This window comes from Streptomyces sp. NPDC090741 (assembly GCF_044769045.1).
Classification (GTDB): domain Bacteria; phylum Actinomycetota; class Actinomycetes; order Streptomycetales; family Streptomycetaceae; genus Streptomyces.
In genome coordinates this window covers 41,038-57,072 of record NZ_JBIVXF010000004.1, presented here as the reverse complement: position 1 = coordinate 57,072, position 16,035 = coordinate 41,038, and the positions used below count along the sequence as shown (strand labels likewise).

Sequence of the window (16,035 nt, the reverse complement as noted above, 5' to 3'; positions counted from 1 at the left end):
ACCATGAGCACCACCCTCGTCACCAACATCGGCAGTCTCGTCACCAACGACCCCGCCCTCGGCGACGGCAGCCCCCTCGGGCTCATCCGGGACGCGGCCGTCGTCATCGACGGTGAGACCATCGCCTGGGTCGGCCCGGCCGACAGCGCCCCCGCCACGGACACGGCATTCGATGCGAACGGCCGCGCCCTCATCCCCGGCTTCGTCGACTCCCACTCCCACCTCGTCTTCGCCGGCGACCGCACCGCCGAGTTCAACGCCCGCATGTCCGGGCGGAGCTACTCCGCGGGCGGCATCCGGACCACCGTCGCCGCCACCCGCGCCGCCACCGACGCGGAGCTGGAGGCCAACCTCGTCCGGCATCTCGACGAGGCCCGCCGCCAGGGCACCACCACCTTCGAGACCAAGTCCGGCTACGGCCTCACCGTCGAGGACGAGGCCCGCGCCCTGCGCATCGCGGCCGCGCACACCGAGGAGGTCACCTACCTCGGCGCCCACATCGTGTCCCCCGACTACGCCGAGGACCCGGCCGGCTACGTCGACCTCGTCACCGGCGAGATGCTGGCGGCCTGCGCCCCGTACGCCCGCTGGGTGGACGTGTTCTGCGAGAAGGGCGCCTTCGACGGCGACCAGGCCCGCGCGATCCTCACCGCCGGCGCCGCCGCCGGGCTGATCCCGCGCGTCCACGCCAACCAGCTGTCCTACGGGCCCGGCGTGCAGCTCGCCGTGGAGCTGGAGGCCGCCTCCGCCGACCACTGCACCCACCTCACCGACGCCGACGTCGACGCCCTCGTCCAGGCCGCGGACACCACCGTCGCCACCCTGCTGCCCGGCGCCGAGTTCTCCACCCGCGCCCAGTGGCCCGACGCCCGCCGCCTGATCGACGCGGGCGCCACCGTCGCGCTGTCCACGGACTGCAACCCGGGCTCCTCGTACACCAGCTCCATGCCCTTCTGCATCGCCCTCGCCGTACGCGACATGCGGATGACCCCGGACGAGGCGCTCTGGTCCGCCACCGCCGGCGGGGCCCGCGCCCTGCGCCGCACCGACATCGGCCGGATCGCCCCCGGGGCCCGCGCCGACCTGGCCCTCCTGGAGGCCCCGAGCCACGTCCACCTGGCCTACCGGCCGGGCGTTCCGCTGGTTTCGGCGGTCTGGCAGAAGGGCCTGCGCACGCACTGACGAACGGTCAATCCGGGCCTGTCCTTTGTCTTCCCTCCGTAAGGCCCCGGGCGTACCTTGAGCCACCGATCTGATGTGCCGTCAGAAATCCGTGGCCCGAGGGGAAGACGAAGGTGTCCGACCGGAAACGCTCCACCGCGCTTGCGCTGGCCTCCGCGCTGGCCGCAGCGGCGGTCCTGCTGGCAGCCCCCGCAGCCCATGCCGACGTCGTCGACGTCGCGTACGACTGCAAGACCCCCATCGGGGACAAGTCGGCGGTCTCGCCCATCGACATCAAGGCCGTCAAGGAGGGCGACGGGTACAAGCTGACGATGTCCTTCCAGAAGGGCGTCTCGTCCAGCCCCGTCGAACTCGGCAAGGGCGCCATGAGCCCCAGCGCCGTCATCCTCGTCGGCGGCGCCGAGAAGGCGTCCGTGCCGGTCTCGGGATCGCCCAACCCCGAGGCCGTGCCGGCCAACACCCCCATCAAGATCACCGACCTCTCGGGCACCTACACCCCCAAGAAGAGCGGCAAGGTCACCTTCACCGCAGGCGTGCTCACCATCAAGGCGCTGGGGACCACCACCACCTGTACCCCCGGCAACAGCCCCAAGCCCTCCCTGGAGCTGGACGTGACCGGCAGCGCGCCGTCCGGGGGCTCCGGCGGTACGGAAGACACCCTCCCGCAGACCGGACCCACCGACTCCGCCCTCGCCCTCGGCACCCTCGGCGGCACGGTGCTGCTCACCGGCGCCGCCGGCGTGCTCTGGCTGACCCGGCGCGGCCGGCGGGCCCGGTCCTGAACGGAGCACACCCGGCCATGCCCGTGCTCCACACCCCCACACCCACCCCGGTCCAGCGCCTGTGCACCGCGTTGCTCGCCGCGGCCCTGCTGCTCGGGGCCGCGGGCGCCGCCACCGCCACGCCCGCCGCCACCGCCACGCCTGTCACCGCCGCCACGCCCGCCGCCACCGCCGACGAGCCCGGCTGGACCGCCGAGCCCGCCGCGGGAGGCGCCGCGCCGACCCGCCCGTACTTCTACCTCGCGGGCCCCGCCGGCACCGTCCTGGAGGACCGGCTGGCCCTGACCAACACCTCCGACCGGGAGCGCACCGTCACCCTGCGCGGGGCCGACGCCTACAACACGGCCGACGGGGCCCTCGCCGTACGCCCGCCCACCCCCGCGGCCGGAGGCCGCCAGAACGGCGCAGCACCCGGCGCCGGCTCCTGGATCAGCTTCGGGGCCGCCGCCACCGTGAAGATCCCGCCCCGCACCCGCGCGGTGGTCCCCTTCACGGTCACCCTGCCGCCCGCCGCCCTCCCCGGCGACCACCCGGCCGCCGTGATCGCCGCCGCGGACGGCCGCGAGGCGGGCGTACGGGTCCACCTGCGCGTCGGCGGCCCGACGCTGGCCGCCCTCACGGTCGAGGACGTCTCCGTACGCGGCAAGGGCGCCCGCGCGGTCGTCGCGTACACCCTGGTCAACCGCGGCAACGTGGCCCTCGCCCCCGAACTGTCCCTGCGCGCCGAGGGGCTCTTCGGCGAGGTCCCGGGCCGCACCTCCCGCGTCCTGCCCGTGGAACTGCTCCCCGGCCAGCGGGTGTCGCTGACCGAGCCCTGGCCCGGAGCCCCGGTCCTCGACGAGGTCGCCCTCGCCCTCACGGTCACCGCCCCCGGCGCGGCCCCGGCCACCGCCACCGCCTCGGCGTGGTTCGTGCCCTGGGGGATCGCGGCCGGGGTCGGCGCCGGGCTGCTCGGCCTCGGCGGGGTCGTCCTGGCCGCGCTGCTCCTCGTACGCGGCAGGCGGGCCCGCGGCGGACCACCGGCGGACGAGGAGCCCGTACCCGCCGGGAACCGGGCACCGGAACACGAGCTGACGGGAGCATCCAGGTGAGCGCAACGGTCGGCGGCAAGGCCATGGCCCTCATCGCGACGGGGCTGGCGCTGTGCGCTCTGATGCTGTTCCCGGCCCCCGCCCCGGCGGCCGTCGCCGACGAGGGCAAGCCCGCCGTGGCGCTCTCGCTCCAGGAGGCCGCGAAGGGCACCGAGATCACCGTCACCGGCACCGGCTGGCGCGCCAAGACCCTGGTGATGCTGCTGGTCTGCGGGCAGAACATGATCGGCGGCACCAACAGCTGCGCCAACGCCGACGGGGCCGCGGTCTCGGTCGGCGACGACGGGCACTTCGCCGCCCGACTCGCCGTGGTGGCACCCCCCAAGCCCTGTCCCTGCGTAGTCAACGTGACCTCCGTCAACGGGGACCAGTCCACCGTCGCCGCCCCGCTGAAGATCACCGACCATCCGGTGGCCGAGCTGCCGGCGGAGTCCGGCACGGCGCGCCTCGCGATGCTCACCGGGGTCCGGCTGGAGGGCGAGGACGGGGTGCTGACCTGGTTCGGCGCCCCGCCCGGCCGGAAGTTCACGGTCACCGTCGGCAACCTCGGCTCGGCCCCGGTCAAGGACCCGGTCTTCCAGCTCGGGACCGCCCACGGGGTGTTCGCGCCGCTGTGGGACGAGGTCCGGTGGAAGGGCACGATCCCGCCGGGCGGCAAGGCGGAGGTCCGGCTGAACGTCAGCCTCGCGGCGGGGGCGCACGGGGACTACACCGTCTCCCTCAAGTACGGCGACACGGTCGTGGCCACCCAGCCCTGGGGCGTGGACCGCCCGTACGGGGTGCTGCTGTTCTGGGGCCTGCTCCTGCTGGTGATCCCGGCCGCGGTCTTCCGTATCGGCATGGCCGTCGTCGACAAGGTCCGCCCGCGCGGCCCGGTGCCGGGCGGCGGTCGCCACCGGGGCGCGAGCGCCCCGGAGCCGGGCGCTTTCGAGGCCGGGCCGGAAGCCGTGCCGGACTCCCCCCAGACCACCACGGCGGTCCTGCCGTGGTTCACCCCGGACAGCGCGCCGGGGCCGATATCCCCACACGCACCACAGGCGTCCGCACCGTCTGAGAACAGTCCGACGACGAAAGGACCTTTGTGAAGACCCAACGGAGGGTGAGCGCGGCCGTGATCGCGCTGCTGCTCGGCGGCGCCGGTATAGCCATCGGGGCCACTCCCGCCCAGGCGGCGGAGACCAAGTTCAACGTCAAGTGCGTGCCGCCGGCGGGCGGCGGCGACCCGGTGGAGGGCGAGACCACCGCCAAGGTCAGCGCTCCGGCCTCGGCGAAGGTCGGCGACGAGGTCGACGTGTCCTGGGAGACCGTGAAGCCGGCCTCGAACAACACGGACCTGATGGACATCCCGCAGGACTCGGTCCAGCCCACCGGCTGGATCACGGTGGGTGGCGGGGGCGGCGAGCTGAAGGTCGTCGGGGAGAAGAAGAACCCGCCGATCCCCAAGAAGGCCCCCATGCAGATGTCCACGATGAAGGGGAAGCTGAAGCTCACCAAAGCGGGCAAGATCACGCTGACCCCCGGCAAGTACGACGTCGCGGTCACCTTCTCCTTCGGCACCTTCGTCACCAAGTGCGCACCCACGGGTGCCGTGGGCGTCGGGGCCACCATCGACGTGGCGGCCGGCACCAGCGGCGGCACGACGAACGGCGGTGCCACGAACGGCGGTGCCACCAACGGCGGTGCTACCAACGGCGGAGCTACCAACGGCGGGGCGACCAACGGCGGCACCACCGCCGGTGGCGGCGGCCAGACCGACTTCCCCGGCAAGCCCGTCGAGGTCGCCTTCGACTGCGGCCCGGTCGTCCCCGGCGGCATCAAGACCCCGGTCACGATCAACGCCAAGAAGAACGGCGGCAGCTACGACCTGACCGTCAAGACCGCCAAGGGCGCGATGGCCAGCCCGATGGCCCTGCCGGCGGGCGCCCTCAAGCCCTCGATGAACATCAAGCTCGGCGGCGCCGACAGCGGCATGGTCAAGGTCTCCGGCCCGGCCAACGCCGAGCCGATCCCGGACAAGGCCCCGGTCAGCCTCAGCGACATGACCGGCACCTACAAGCCCGGCAAGACCGGCAAGGTCACGCTGAGCCCGGACCAGCTGACGATCGACGTCACGATGGCCCCGGGGGCCACGCCGATCAACGTGCCCTGCAAGGCGGCCAGCAGCGGCGTCTCGCTGGAGCTCGACACCACCGCCCAGGAGGGCGGCTCCGGCTCGCCGGCCACCACCGGCTCCACCGGCTCCACCAGCGCCTCGGGCGGTCTCGCCGAGACGGGCGCCGGGGACGAGGGCGGGATCAAGGCCCTGGCCCTGGTCGCCGGCACGGTGATCCTGCTCGGTGGCGCGGTCTTCACGTTCACCCCCTGGCGCCGCCTGCGCGGCACGCGGTAACCCGTACGAGGGAATGACGGAGGGCGCGACGGAGGCGACAACACGGCGGCCCGGCACACCAGGAGGTGTGCCGGGCCGCTGCGCGCTTCAGAGGGGGTGCGTCAGTGCACGTCGCCCATCAGAACCTGGACCTTCTTGCGGTACGCGTACACCGCGAAGCCGGCCAGGGCCGCGGCGAGCGCCTGGAAGGCGATCACCCAGGTGCCGTTGAGGTCGACACCGCCGATGGACAGGAGGCTGGTGATGCAGTCACCGGCGGTGACCGCGAGGAACCAGACACCCATCATCTGGGAGGCGTACTTCTGCGGGGCCATCTTCGTGGTGACGGAGAGGCCGACCGGGGAGACGCACAGCTCGCCGATGGTCTGGATCATGTAGATCGAGACCAGCCACATCGGGGAGACCTTCGTGCCGTCGCCGGCCATGCCCATCGGGACGATGAAGACGAAGAACGAGGCGCCGATCAGGACCAGGCCCATCGCGAACTTCACGATGGTGTTCGGCTCCTGGTTCTTGCGCGCCAGCCACACCCACAGCCAGGCGAAGACCGGGGCCAGGGCCATCACGAACAGCGGGTTCAGCGACTGGTACCAGGTGGCCGAGAAGTCGAAGCCGAAGACGGTGCCGGCGGTCTTGTCGTCCGCGAACAGGGACAGCGTGGAGCCACCCTGGTCGTAGATCATCCAGAAGACGGCGGCGGCGATGAAGAACCAGATGTACGCGGTCATCTTCGACTGCTCGGCGCCCGACAGGTCCTTGTCGCGCTTGATGCGCGTCAGGACGGCGATCGGGATGAACAGGCCGGCCAGGGTCAGCGGGACCAGGGCCCAGTTCAGGGTGTACGCGCCGAGGGCGACCACGGCACCGTAGAAGACGGCGATCCCCAGGGCCGCGAACGCGACCTTGGTGAGGACGGCCTTGCGCTCCTGCGGGGACAGCGGGTTCGGGACCACGCTGCTCTTCGGGCTCAGGTGCTTGGTGCCGAGCAGGAACTGGGTCAGACCCAGGCCCATGCCGACGGCGGCGAGGGCGAAGCCCAGGTGCCAGTTGTGCTCCTTGCCGACGGTGCCGACGACGAGCGGGGCCACGAAGGCACCGAGGTTGATGCCGATGTAGAAGAGCGTGAAGCCACCGTCACGGCGCGGGTCGTCCGGGCCGTTGTACAGGTGGCCGACCATCGTGGAGATGTTGGCCTTCAGCAGACCGGAGCCCGCTGCGACGAGGATCAGACCGACGAAGAACATCGCCTGGCCGGGGAGGGCCAGCGAGAGGTGGCCCGCCATGATCACGAAGCCGGCGATGGCGACCGTCTTGCGGGCGCCCCAGACACGGTCACCGAACCAGCCGCCCGGCATGGCCATCAGGTAGACCATGGAGACGTACACGGAGTAGATGGCCGTGGTGGTGGCCGCGGTCATGGCCAGACCGCCACCCTGGCTGCCCGTGGCGGCGTCGGCGCCGCCCGAGACCAGGTAGTACACCAGGAGTGCACGCATGCCGTAGTAGGAGAAGCGCTCCCACATCTCGGTCATGAACAGAGTGGCCAGGCCACGGGGGTGGCCGAAGAAGGTCTTCTCGGTGGACGGGTCCGCCGAGCCCCTCGTCAGGCTGGAAGCCATGGTCGATCCTTGCTTGCTCGGGACGCTTCGCTTCGTGAGCGGAACAGCGCCCGGGTGGGGGGTGGCCGGCACCGGCGACGGGTTGTCCCACCCCACGCCCAGGGGTCTGCCCCCGTCCTTGAGGAGGGGGGCAGGGGACATCCGTAACCGGGATCCACGCCCCGTCGCGCATCCTTCGCACGCGGGGCCCGGCCCACAGGTCATTCACGGTCACCGAATGCGATGAGGCAGGTCGTCAAGACCCCCTGATCGATCCGGACAGAATCGAGACCTTCGGCGCGCTTTTCGGCACAAAGGTCTCAGAGGTAGTGCATAAGGCGTCTCGCCACCATACGACACGACACTGTGGCGTATGAAAGGACTTGAGAGATGGATCACAAGGCGAGCCGGGAACCGTTTCGCCACATTCGAAGGCCCCCCTCCTTCATAAGACCAGATCGGCAGGGGTGTGCAGGCACGCCCCTGCACGCACCCGCCGCGGACTACCATCACCCACATGACGCGTGTACTGCTCGCCGAGGACGACGCATCCATCTCGGAGCCCCTGGCCCGCGCCCTGCGCCGGGAGGGGTACGAGGTCGAGGTCCGGGAGGACGGCCCCACCGCCCTGGACGCGGGACTTCAGGGCGGCGTCGACCTCGTCGTCCTGGATCTGGGCCTGCCGGGCATGGACGGCCTCGAAGTCGCCCGCCGGCTGCGCGCCGAGGGCCACGGCTTCCCCATTCTTGTGCTCACCGCCCGTGCGGACGAGGTCGACACGGTCGTCGGCCTGGACGCCGGCGCCGACGACTACGTGACCAAGCCCTTCCGCCTCGCCGAACTGCTGGCCCGGGTCCGGGCCCTGCTGCGGCGCGGCGCCAACGAGGCGACCCAGGCCCCCGCCACCCACGGCGTGCGGATCGACGTCGAATCGCACCGCGCGTGGATGGGGGAGGAGGAGCTCCAGCTGACGGCCAAGGAGTTCGACCTGCTGCGGGTCCTGGTCCGCGACGCCGGCCGGGTCGTCACCCGGGACCAGCTGATGCGCGAGGTCTGGGACACCACCTGGTGGTCCTCCACCAAGACCCTCGACATGCACATCTCCTGGCTGCGCAAGAAGCTCGGCGACGACGCCGCGAACCCCCGCTACATCGCCACCGTCCGCGGGGTCGGCTTCCGCTTCGAGAAGAGCTGAGCGGCCTCCCGGACCATGCGCCGCCGCCTGATCAACTCCACGCTCGCCGTGGTGCTCGTCGTCATCGCCGTCTTCGGGGTCTCCCTGGTGATCGTGGAGACCCGGACGATCACCAGCAGCGCCCAGGACCGCATCGAGTCCGAGGCGCTGCGCCTGGTGGGCATCGTCGAGTCGAGCGTCCTGGAGCACAAGCCCATCGACGGCCAGGCCCTCGCCGAGCAGCTGGACATCGGCAGCCACGCCCGGATCACCGTCCCCGGGCAGCCGCCCGTGGAGGTCGGCGACCGGATCCCCGACAGCGTCATCCGCGGCACCGCCAAGGGTGAGCAGGGCGAGACCGTGGTCGTCGAGCAGTCCCGCTCCACGGTGACCCGGGAGGTCGGGCGGACCCTGGCCGTGGTGGGCGCGGTGGCGCTGCTCGCCGTCGTGGCGGCCGTACTGCTCGCCGTACGGCAGGCCAACCGGCTGGCCTCCCCGCTCACCGACCTGGCCGAGACCGCCGAGCGGCTGGGATCGGGCGACCCGCGGCCCCGGCACAAGCGGTACGGGGTCCCCGAGCTGGACCGGGTCGCGGACGTACTGGACTCCAGCGCGGAGCGGATCGCCCGGATGCTGACCGCCGAGCGGCGCCTCGCCGCGGACGCCTCGCACCAGCTGCGCACGCCGCTCACGGCGCTGTCGATGCGGCTGGAGGAGATCACGGTCACCGACGACCTGGAGACCGTACGGGAAGAGGCGACCATCGCCCTGACCCAGGTGGAGCGGCTCACGGACGTGGTCGAGCGGCTGCTGACGAACTCGCGGGACCCGCGGACGGGCTCGGCGGTCCCCTTCGACCTGGACGAGGTCGTCAAGCAGCAGGTGGAGGAGTGGCGGCCGGCCTACCGCAGTGCGGGGCGGGCCATCGTGCGCTCCGGCAAGACGGGCATGCGGGCCGTCGGCACCCCCGGCGCGGTCTCGCAGGTGCTGGCGACCCTCGTGGAGAACGCGCTGATGCACGGTGGCGGTACGGTCGCGCTGCGTACCCGGGTGATCGGGAACCAGGCGGTGCTGGAGGTCACGGACGAGGGACCGGGGGTTCCGCCGGACCTCGGCAACCGGATCTTCGAGCGGGCGATCAGCGGGCGCAATTCCACCGGGATCGGTCTGGCGGTGGCCCGGGACCTCGCCGAGGCCGACGGCGGGCGCCTGGAGCTGCTGCAGACACAGCCGCCGGTGTTCGCGCTGTTCCTGAGCCGGACGGCGCCGGAGCGGCCGGCCCTGGAGCAGACGGTCCGCTGAGGGCCTCGGGCCTCGGGCCTCGCGCAGGACGCCCTACTTGCGGGCGGGCTCGGGGGCGCGGGTGCCGGCCGCCCCGCCGCGCGGCGAGGCGACCACGGAGGCGGGGGCGGGGGCCTGGACGGGCTCCGCTTCCGGCAGGGCCTTGAAGACCCAGGTCCGGTACGACCAGAAGCGGAACACGGTGGCCGTGCCGATGCCGATGAACTTGAACACGTTCGTGGCGAGCGGTCCGTCCCAGCCGAACCCGTAGGTGGCGGTGTACAGCACGCCGTTCTCGATCACCAGGCCGATCACGCTGAAGGCCACGAACAGCGGCAGCTCGCGGGAGCCGCCGGTGCGGGCGCGGTCGCGGTAGGTGAAGTACCGGAAGCCCAGGTAGTTGGTGACGATGGCCACGACGGTGGCTATGACGCTCGCCCGGACGACCTGGAGGTCGGTCGTGTGGCGGATCAGGTTGAAGACGCCCAGGTTGACGAGCACACCCACGCCGCCGACGGCCCCGAACTTCGCGACCTCGCGGGCGAGGCCGCGTACGCGTTCGAGCGCGGAACCCTGCTGCGGCGTGCTCATGTGATCGATCAGTCCTGTCGTCACCGCCCCGGTCGGGGGCGTCCGTGGAGGCGTCTGCCGCCTTCGGTCAACCCGCCCATGCTAAGTGTCGCCCCAGGGGCCCGTCTGTGCCTTCGCACACCGTGCGACGCACGGCACACAGCACGGCACGCAGGGCGCGAATGCTACGCGCGTCGACCAGAACGGGCCAGGGTCAGGTCCGGATGGCGGAATACCGGCGGATACCCTGGAGACGTGACGTTCCCGGTAGTCGGCATGGTCGGCGGCGGTCAGCTCGCCCGCATGACCCACGAGGCGGGTATCCCCCTCGGCATCAGATTCAAGCTCCTCAGTGACACCCCACAGGACTCGGCGGCCCAGGTCGTGAGCGATGTCGTCGTCGGCGACTATCGCGATCTGGAGACGCTGCGCGCCTTCGCGCGCGGCTGCGATGTGATCACTTTCGACCACGAGCACGTGCCCATCGAACACCTTCGGGCCCTGGAAGCGGACGGCATCCCCGTCCGCCCGGGGCCCGACGCGTTGATGCACGCCGCCGACAAGGGGGTGATGCGCGCGAAGCTCGACGAGATCGGCGCCCCGAGTCCCCGCCACCGGATCGTGAGCGATCCGGCGGACGCGGCGGCCTTCGCGGCCGAGGTGGGCGGCTTCCCGGTCATCCTCAAGACCGTGCGCGGCGGCTACGACGGCAAGGGCGTGTGGTTCGTCCGCAGCGAGGAGGACGCGGAGGCGCCCTTCAGGGCGGGCGTGCCGGTCCTGGCGGAGGAGAAGGTCGACTACGTCCGCGAGCTCGCGGCCAACATCGTCCGCTCCCCGCACGGCCAGGCCGTGGCCTACCCCGTGGTCGAGTCCATCCAGGTCGACGGCGTGTGCGACACGGTGATCGCCCCCGCCCCGAACCTCTCCGAGGCCCTCGCGGGCGAGGCCCAGGCCCTCGCCCTGCGGATCGCCAAGGAGCTCGGCGTGACCGGCCACCTGGCCGTGGAGCTGTTCGAGACCACCGACGGCCGGATCCTCGTCAACGAGCTGGCGATGCGCCCGCACAACAGCGGCCACTGGACCCAGGACGGCGCGATCACCTCCCAGTTCGCCAACCACGTACGGGCGGTCCTGGACCTCCCCCTGGGCGACCCGCGCCCCCGGGCCCGCTGGACGGTCATGGCGAACGTGCTCGGCGGGGACTACCCCGACATGTACGCGGCGTACCTGCACTGCATGGCCCACGACCCGCAGCTCAAGATCCACATGTACGGCAAGGACGTGAAACACGGCCGCAAGGTCGGCCACGTCAACACCTACGGCGACGACCTGGACGATGTGCTGGAACGCGCACGCCACGCAGCCGGCTACCTCAGGGGAACGATCACCGCATGAGCACCTCCACCGCAGGTCCCGTCATCGGCATCGTCATGGGCTCGGACTCCGACTGGCCCGTCATGGAGGCCGCCGCGCAGGCCCTGGACGAGTTCGAGATCCCCTACGAGGTCGACGTGGTCTCGGCGCACCGGATGCCGCGCGAGATGGTCGCGTACGGGGAGCAGGCCGCCGGGCGCGGTCTCAAGGCGATCATCGCCGGGGCCGGCGGCGCCGCCCACCTGCCCGGCATGCTCGCCTCCGTCACCCCGCTGCCGGTCATCGGCGTCCCGGTCCCGCTGAAGTACCTCGACGGCATGGACTCCCTGCTGTCGATCGTCCAGATGCCCGCAGGGGTTCCCGTCGCCACCGTCTCCGTCGCCGGGGGGCGCAACGCCGGGCTGCTGGCCGTACGGATGCTGGCCGCCCACGACCCGGAGCTGCTCGTCCGCATGAAGGACTTCCAGCAGGAGCTGAACGACCAGGCCACCGAGAAGGGCAAGCGGCTGCGGGCCAAGGTCGCGGGCGCGGACTCCTTCGGATTCGGCAAGTGAGCGCCGCGCAGCGCCTGAGCGAGGCGCGGGAGCTGCTCGCCGAGCACCCGGTGGTCGACGGGCACAACGACCTGCCGTGGGCGCTGCGCGAGCAGGTCCGCTACGACCTGGCACAGCGCGACATCGCCGGCGACCAGCGCGGCCGGCTGCACACCGACCTCCCCCGGCTGCGCTCCGGCGGGGTCGGCGCGCAGTTCTGGTCGGTGTACGTGCGCTCCGACTACGCGGGCGACACGGCGGTCAGCGCCACCCTGGAGCAGATCGACGCCGTCGCCCAGCTGATCGAGCGTTACCCGGCGGACCTCGTACGGGCGCTGACGGCCGACGACATGGAGGCGGCCCGCGCCGACGGCCGGATCGCCTCGCTGATGGGCGCCGAGGGCGGCCACTCCATCAACAACTCGCTCGCCACGCTGCGCGCCCTGCACCAGCTGGGCGTGCGGTACATGACGCTCACGCACAACGACACGATCGACTGGGCGGACTCGGCGACCGACGAGCCGCGCCACGGCGGCCTCAGCGACTTCGGCCGCGAGGTCGTCCGCGAGATGAACCGCGTCGGCATGCTCGTCGACCTCTCGCACGTCGCCGCGACGACGATGCGCGACGCCCTCGCCGTCTCGGCCGCGCCGGTGATCTTCTCGCACTCGTCCTCGCTGGCGGTCTGCAACCACCCGCGCAACATCCCGGACGACGTGCTGGAGCTGCTGCCGGCCAACGGCGGCGTGGCGATGGCCACGTTCGTACCGAAGTTCATCCTCCCGGCGGCCGTCGAGTGGACCCTGGCCGCCGACGAGAACCTGCGCGCGCACGGCTTCCACCACCTCGACACCACGCCCGAGGCGATGGCCCTGCACCGGGCCTTCGAGGCCGAGCGCCCGCGCCCGGTGGCCACGGCCGCCACGGTCGCCGACCACCTGGACCACATGCGCGAGGTGGCCGGCGTCGACCACATCGGCATCGGCGGGGACTACGACGGCACGGCCTTCACCCCGGCCGGGCTGGACGACGTGGCCGGCTATCCGAACCTGATCGCGGAGCTGCTCACGCGCGGCTGGTCCCGGGCCGACCTGGCCAAGCTGACCTGGTCCAACGCCGTACGGGCGCTGCGCGACGCGGAGGCGGTGGCGCGCGAGCTCTCGGCGTCCCGCGGCCCCTCGAACGCGGTGCTGTAGCAGCCGGCGACACGGCGGCGGGCCTGCCCGGCGGCTGCGGCGAGGGTGTGACCTGCGGGTGACACCCGAACGCCACATCCGCCGGGCGATCCGGCCGCCTGGCGTGTCACGGTGGCAGCATCTCTCTCCCTGCTGCCGCCGAGACCGGAGCCGAACGCCATGGCCGACCTGCAGGATGAACCCAACGCCGCCTATGCGGCGCACACCGCGTACGCCGCCGAAACGGTCCCCGTGGGCCCCGGCTCGGCAGGAGCCGAGGACACGCCCGCCCCGGTGGCGGGCAGCGCCCTGGAACGGGCCGTCGCGCTGCTGTCCGTACATCCCGTCGCCGACGGGTACAACACCCTCGTATGGACCCTGCGCCAGAGCCCGTACCACGACATCGACACCCCCGACAGCGGTGTCGACACCGACATCCCGCGGCTGCGCGCCGGCGGGGTCGGCGCCCAGTTCTGGTCGCTGCTGCTGCCGCGCGAGGCCGCGGCCGCCGACCAGGTGGTGTCCGACACCCTCGACCAGATCGACATGGCGCTGGCCCTGATGCGCCGTTATCCGGACGGCCTGTGCCTCGCGCTGACCGCGGACGACATGGCCGATGCCCGCAACCGCGGCCGGATCGCCTCGTTCCTGGGCCCCGTACCCGGACGTACGCTGACCGATTCACTGGGCGCGCTGCGCGCCTTCCACGCACTGGGCGTACGGATCCTCGCGCCCGCGGGAGCGCCCTGGGCCCGGGAGGAGCTGTCGCCCTTCGGCCACGAGGTGGTCAAGGAGATGAACCGGCTGGCGATGCTGGTGGACCTGACCGGCTGCACGCCGGAGGTGGCCTGCCAGCTCGCGGGGGCCTCCAAGGCCCCGGTGGTCGTCTCGCACACCGCGGCCGCGGCGCTGAACCCGCATCCGGGGAACGTGACCGACGAGGTGCTGCTGGCCCTGCGGGCCGCGCAGGGCCTGGCGATGGTCACCTTCGACGCCGCGCAGACCGGGGACTCCCTGCACGCGGTGGCCGACCACGTGGAACACGTACGGGCCGTCGCCGGCCCGGACTGCGTCGGCCTCGGCGCCACCTTCGGCACCGAGCCGGGCGTCCCCAGGCCGACGGGCCTGACCGATCCCTCCGGCTATCCGCGGCTGGTTGCGGAACTGCTGGAGCGGGGCTGGTCGGAAACCGACCTGGCGCTGCTGACCTGGGGCAACGCGCAGCGGGTGCTGCGCGACGCGGAATTCACGGCCCGCGCCGCCCAGCACCGCAGACCGGCGTGATCCAGGTCTCCGGTCCAGGTCCAGGTCCAGGTCCAAGTCCCGGTCCTGGTCCCGGTCCCCGGCCGGGGCTCAGGCCCGCGGGCGGCCCATCGCGCGGTACGTCCAGCCGGCCGCGCGCCAGCGGTCGGTGTCCAGGGCGTTGCGGCCGTCGAGGATCAGGCGGTCGGTGACGACCGCGCCCAGCTCCACCGGGTCGAGGTCGCGGAACTCGCGCCACTCGGTGAGGTGCAGGACGACCTCCGCGCCGCGGGCCGCCTCCAGCGCCGAGTCCGCGTACCCGAGCGTCGGGAAGACGCGGCGGGCGTTGTCCATGCCCTTCGGGTCGTAGACGGTGACCTGGCCGCCCTGGAGGTGGATCTGCCCGGCCACGTTCAGCGCGGGGGAGTCGCGGACGTCGTCGGAGTCCGGCTTGAAGGTGGCGCCGAGCACCGCGACGCGCTTGCCGAGGAAGGATCCGCCCACGGCCTCGCGGGCCAGCTCGACCATGTGGCCGCGGCGGCGCATGTTGATGGAGTCGACCTCGCGCAGGAAGGTCAGCGCCTGGTCCGCGCCGAGCTCGCCCGCGCGCGCCATGAAGGCCCGGATGTCCTTGGGCAGGCAGCCGCCGCCGAAGCCGATGCCGGCGCGCAGGAACTTCTTGCCGATGCGGTCGTCGTGGCCGATGGCCTCGGCCAGCTTGACCACGTCGCCGCCGGCGGCCTCGCAGACCTCCGCCATCGCGTTGATGAAGGAGATCTTGGTGGCGAGGAAGGAATTGGCGGCGGTCTTGACGAGCTCGGCGGTCGGGAAGTCGGTCACCACCAGCGGGGTGCCCTCCGCCATGGGCGTCCCGTACACCTCGCGCAGCAGCTTCTCGCCGCGGTCGCCCTGGACGCCGATCACGATCCGGTCGGGGTGCAGGGTGTCCTGTACGGCGAAGCCCTCCCGCAGGAACTCCGGGTTCCACGCCAGCTCGACCTCGTCGCCGGCCGGGGCCAGCCCCGTCAGCTTCGCGGCGAGCCGCTCCGCCGAGCCCACCGGCACGGTGGACTTGCCGACGACCAGGACCGGCCGGGTCAGGTGCGGGGCGAGGGACTCGATCGCGGAGTCGACGTAACTCATGTCGCACGCGTACTCGCCGTGCTTCTGCGGGGTGTTCACGCAGACGAAGTGGACGTCGCCGAAGGCGCCGACCTCCTCCCAGGACTGCGTGAAGCGCAGCCGCCCGGTGGAGCCCGGCAGGCCCTCGACGTGCGCGGCGAGGAGTTCCTCCAGCCCGGGCTCGTACATCGGCACCCGGCCCGCGGACAGCATCTCGATCTTCTCCGGCACCACGTCCAGCCCGAGCACCTCGAAGCCCAGCTCCGCCATCGCCGCGGCGTGGGTGGCGCCGAGGTAGCCGGTGCCGATCACAGTGATCCTGAGGGGGGCCATGGGTGCTCCAGAGGTGCGGGGCCGTTTGCGGCCACTGAGCATAGTCGGGCCGGTCCGGGGGGACGTTCCCCAGGAGACCCGGCTGTCACGCAGCTCACGTACCCCGTACATATCGCTGGCGGGACGCCGGACACTAAGATTTGGGTTACTTAACGGTAGTTAGCATCACGCATCACACTTGGGGAGTGA

General features: G+C 72.1%; 14 protein-coding genes. 11 read left to right on the top strand and 3 right to left on the bottom strand.

What is annotated here, in order from left to right:
- Positions 1-3 precede the first annotated feature (3 nt).
- The 5 genes from hutI to ACIQU4_RS12360 all read left to right on the top strand — a co-directional run bounded on the left by hutI (position 4) and on the right by ACIQU4_RS12360 (position 5,444).
- Positions 4-1,182 (top strand): imidazolonepropionase, encoded by a 1,179-nt coding sequence (gene hutI / locus ACIQU4_RS12380; RefSeq protein WP_403728625.1) that lies wholly within the window; start codon positions 4-6, stop codon positions 1,180-1,182.
- 113 nt (positions 1,183-1,295) lie between these two features.
- Positions 1,296-1,964, top strand: a complete 669-nt coding sequence (locus ACIQU4_RS12375; RefSeq protein WP_403728623.1) for an LPXTG cell wall anchor domain-containing protein — start codon at positions 1,296-1,298, stop codon at positions 1,962-1,964.
- A 17-nt stretch (positions 1,965-1,981) separates the two neighbouring features.
- Positions 1,982-3,055 carry a hypothetical protein gene (locus ACIQU4_RS12370; RefSeq protein ID WP_403728622.1) on the top strand — a complete coding sequence of 358 codons (1,074 nt, stop codon included), beginning with the start codon at positions 1,982-1,984 and terminating at the stop codon, positions 3,053-3,055.
- A 23-nt stretch (positions 3,056-3,078) separates the two neighbouring features.
- Entirely contained in the window at positions 3,079-4,140 is a 1,062-nt protein-coding gene (locus ACIQU4_RS12365; RefSeq protein WP_403729568.1) for a hypothetical protein, read from the top strand.
- A 14-nt stretch (positions 4,141-4,154) separates the two neighbouring features.
- A complete protein-coding gene (locus ACIQU4_RS12360; protein WP_403728621.1) occupies positions 4,155-5,444 on the top strand; it encodes a hypothetical protein in 1,290 nt (429 codons plus the stop codon).
- Positions 5,445-5,545: 101 nt separating this feature from the next.
- Here the strand turns inward: ACIQU4_RS12360 and ACIQU4_RS12355 are convergent, their stop codons facing one another.
- A complete protein-coding gene (locus ACIQU4_RS12355) occupies positions 5,546-7,063 on the bottom strand; it encodes a peptide MFS transporter (RefSeq protein ID WP_403728620.1) in 1,518 nt (505 codons plus the stop codon).
- Positions 7,064-7,559: 496 nt separating this feature from the next.
- Here ACIQU4_RS12355 and ACIQU4_RS12350 point away from each other — a divergent pair, with 496 nt between their 5' ends.
- Both ACIQU4_RS12350 and ACIQU4_RS12345 read left to right on the top strand, forming a co-directional pair.
- Positions 7,560-8,237, top strand: a complete 678-nt coding sequence (locus ACIQU4_RS12350) for a response regulator transcription factor (RefSeq protein ID WP_099891841.1) — start codon at positions 7,560-7,562, stop codon at positions 8,235-8,237.
- A gap of 15 nt (positions 8,238-8,252) precedes the next feature.
- Positions 8,253-9,518, top strand: coding sequence for an ATP-binding protein (locus ACIQU4_RS12345; RefSeq protein ID WP_403728618.1), 1,266 nt, complete (start codon positions 8,253-8,255; stop codon positions 9,516-9,518).
- 33 nt (positions 9,519-9,551) lie between these two features.
- On the opposite strand, the gene ACIQU4_RS12340 is transcribed toward ACIQU4_RS12345, so the two are convergent.
- Positions 9,552-10,088, bottom strand: a complete 537-nt coding sequence (locus ACIQU4_RS12340) for a GtrA family protein (RefSeq protein WP_403728617.1) — start codon at positions 10,086-10,088, stop codon at positions 9,552-9,554.
- Between the two features lie 234 nt (positions 10,089-10,322).
- On the opposite strand from ACIQU4_RS12340, the gene ACIQU4_RS12335 reads away from it, so the two are divergent.
- The 4 genes from ACIQU4_RS12335 (at position 10,323) to ACIQU4_RS12320 (ending at position 14,433) form a co-directional block, all read left to right on the top strand.
- The gene (locus ACIQU4_RS12335; RefSeq protein ID WP_403728615.1) at positions 10,323-11,462 is read left to right on the top strand and encodes a 5-(carboxyamino)imidazole ribonucleotide synthase; all 1,140 of its coding nucleotides are present in this window, start codon (positions 10,323-10,325) and stop codon (positions 11,460-11,462) included.
- A complete protein-coding gene (gene purE / locus ACIQU4_RS12330; protein ID WP_403728613.1) occupies positions 11,459-11,995 on the top strand; it encodes a 5-(carboxyamino)imidazole ribonucleotide mutase in 537 nt (178 codons plus the stop codon). The genes ACIQU4_RS12335 and purE overlap by 4 nt, the downstream gene beginning before the upstream one ends.
- Positions 11,992-13,170: a dipeptidase gene (locus ACIQU4_RS12325; RefSeq protein ID WP_403728611.1), complete on the top strand. Its 1,179-nt coding sequence runs from the start codon at positions 11,992-11,994 to the stop codon at positions 13,168-13,170. Before purE ends, ACIQU4_RS12325 begins: the two co-directional genes overlap by 4 nt.
- 111 nt (positions 13,171-13,281) lie before the next feature.
- Positions 13,282-14,433, top strand: coding sequence for a dipeptidase (locus tag ACIQU4_RS12320; protein WP_403728609.1), 1,152 nt, complete (start codon positions 13,282-13,284; stop codon positions 14,431-14,433).
- 69 nt (positions 14,434-14,502) lie between these two features.
- On the opposite strand, the gene ACIQU4_RS12315 is transcribed toward ACIQU4_RS12320, so the two are convergent.
- Positions 14,503-15,846, bottom strand: coding sequence for a UDP-glucose dehydrogenase family protein (locus ACIQU4_RS12315; protein ID WP_403728607.1), 1,344 nt, complete (start codon positions 15,844-15,846; stop codon positions 14,503-14,505).
- Between the last annotated feature and the right edge of the window lie 189 nt (positions 15,847-16,035).

Coding starts and splice junctions, on each gene's coding strand:
- hutI (WP_403728625.1), top strand. CDS start 4: ATGAGCACCACCCTCGTCACCAACATCGGCAGTCTCGTCACCAACGAC.
- ACIQU4_RS12350 (WP_099891841.1), top strand. CDS start 7,560: ATGACGCGTGTACTGCTCGCCGAGGACGACGCATCCATCTCGGAGCCC.
- ACIQU4_RS12365 (WP_403729568.1), top strand. CDS start 3,079: ATGGCCCTCATCGCGACGGGGCTGGCGCTGTGCGCTCTGATGCTGTTC.
- ACIQU4_RS12315 (WP_403728607.1), bottom strand. CDS start 15,846: ATGGCCCCCCTCAGGATCACTGTGATCGGCACCGGCTACCTCGGCGCC.
- ACIQU4_RS12355 (WP_403728620.1), bottom strand. CDS start 7,063: ATGGCTTCCAGCCTGACGAGGGGCTCGGCGGACCCGTCCACCGAGAAG.
- purE (WP_403728613.1), top strand. CDS start 11,459: ATGAGCACCTCCACCGCAGGTCCCGTCATCGGCATCGTCATGGGCTCG.
- ACIQU4_RS12340 (WP_403728617.1), bottom strand. CDS start 10,088: ATGAGCACGCCGCAGCAGGGTTCCGCGCTCGAACGCGTACGCGGCCTC.
- ACIQU4_RS12345 (WP_403728618.1), top strand. CDS start 8,253: ATGCGCCGCCGCCTGATCAACTCCACGCTCGCCGTGGTGCTCGTCGTC.
- ACIQU4_RS12370 (WP_403728622.1), top strand. CDS start 1,982: ATGCCCGTGCTCCACACCCCCACACCCACCCCGGTCCAGCGCCTGTGC.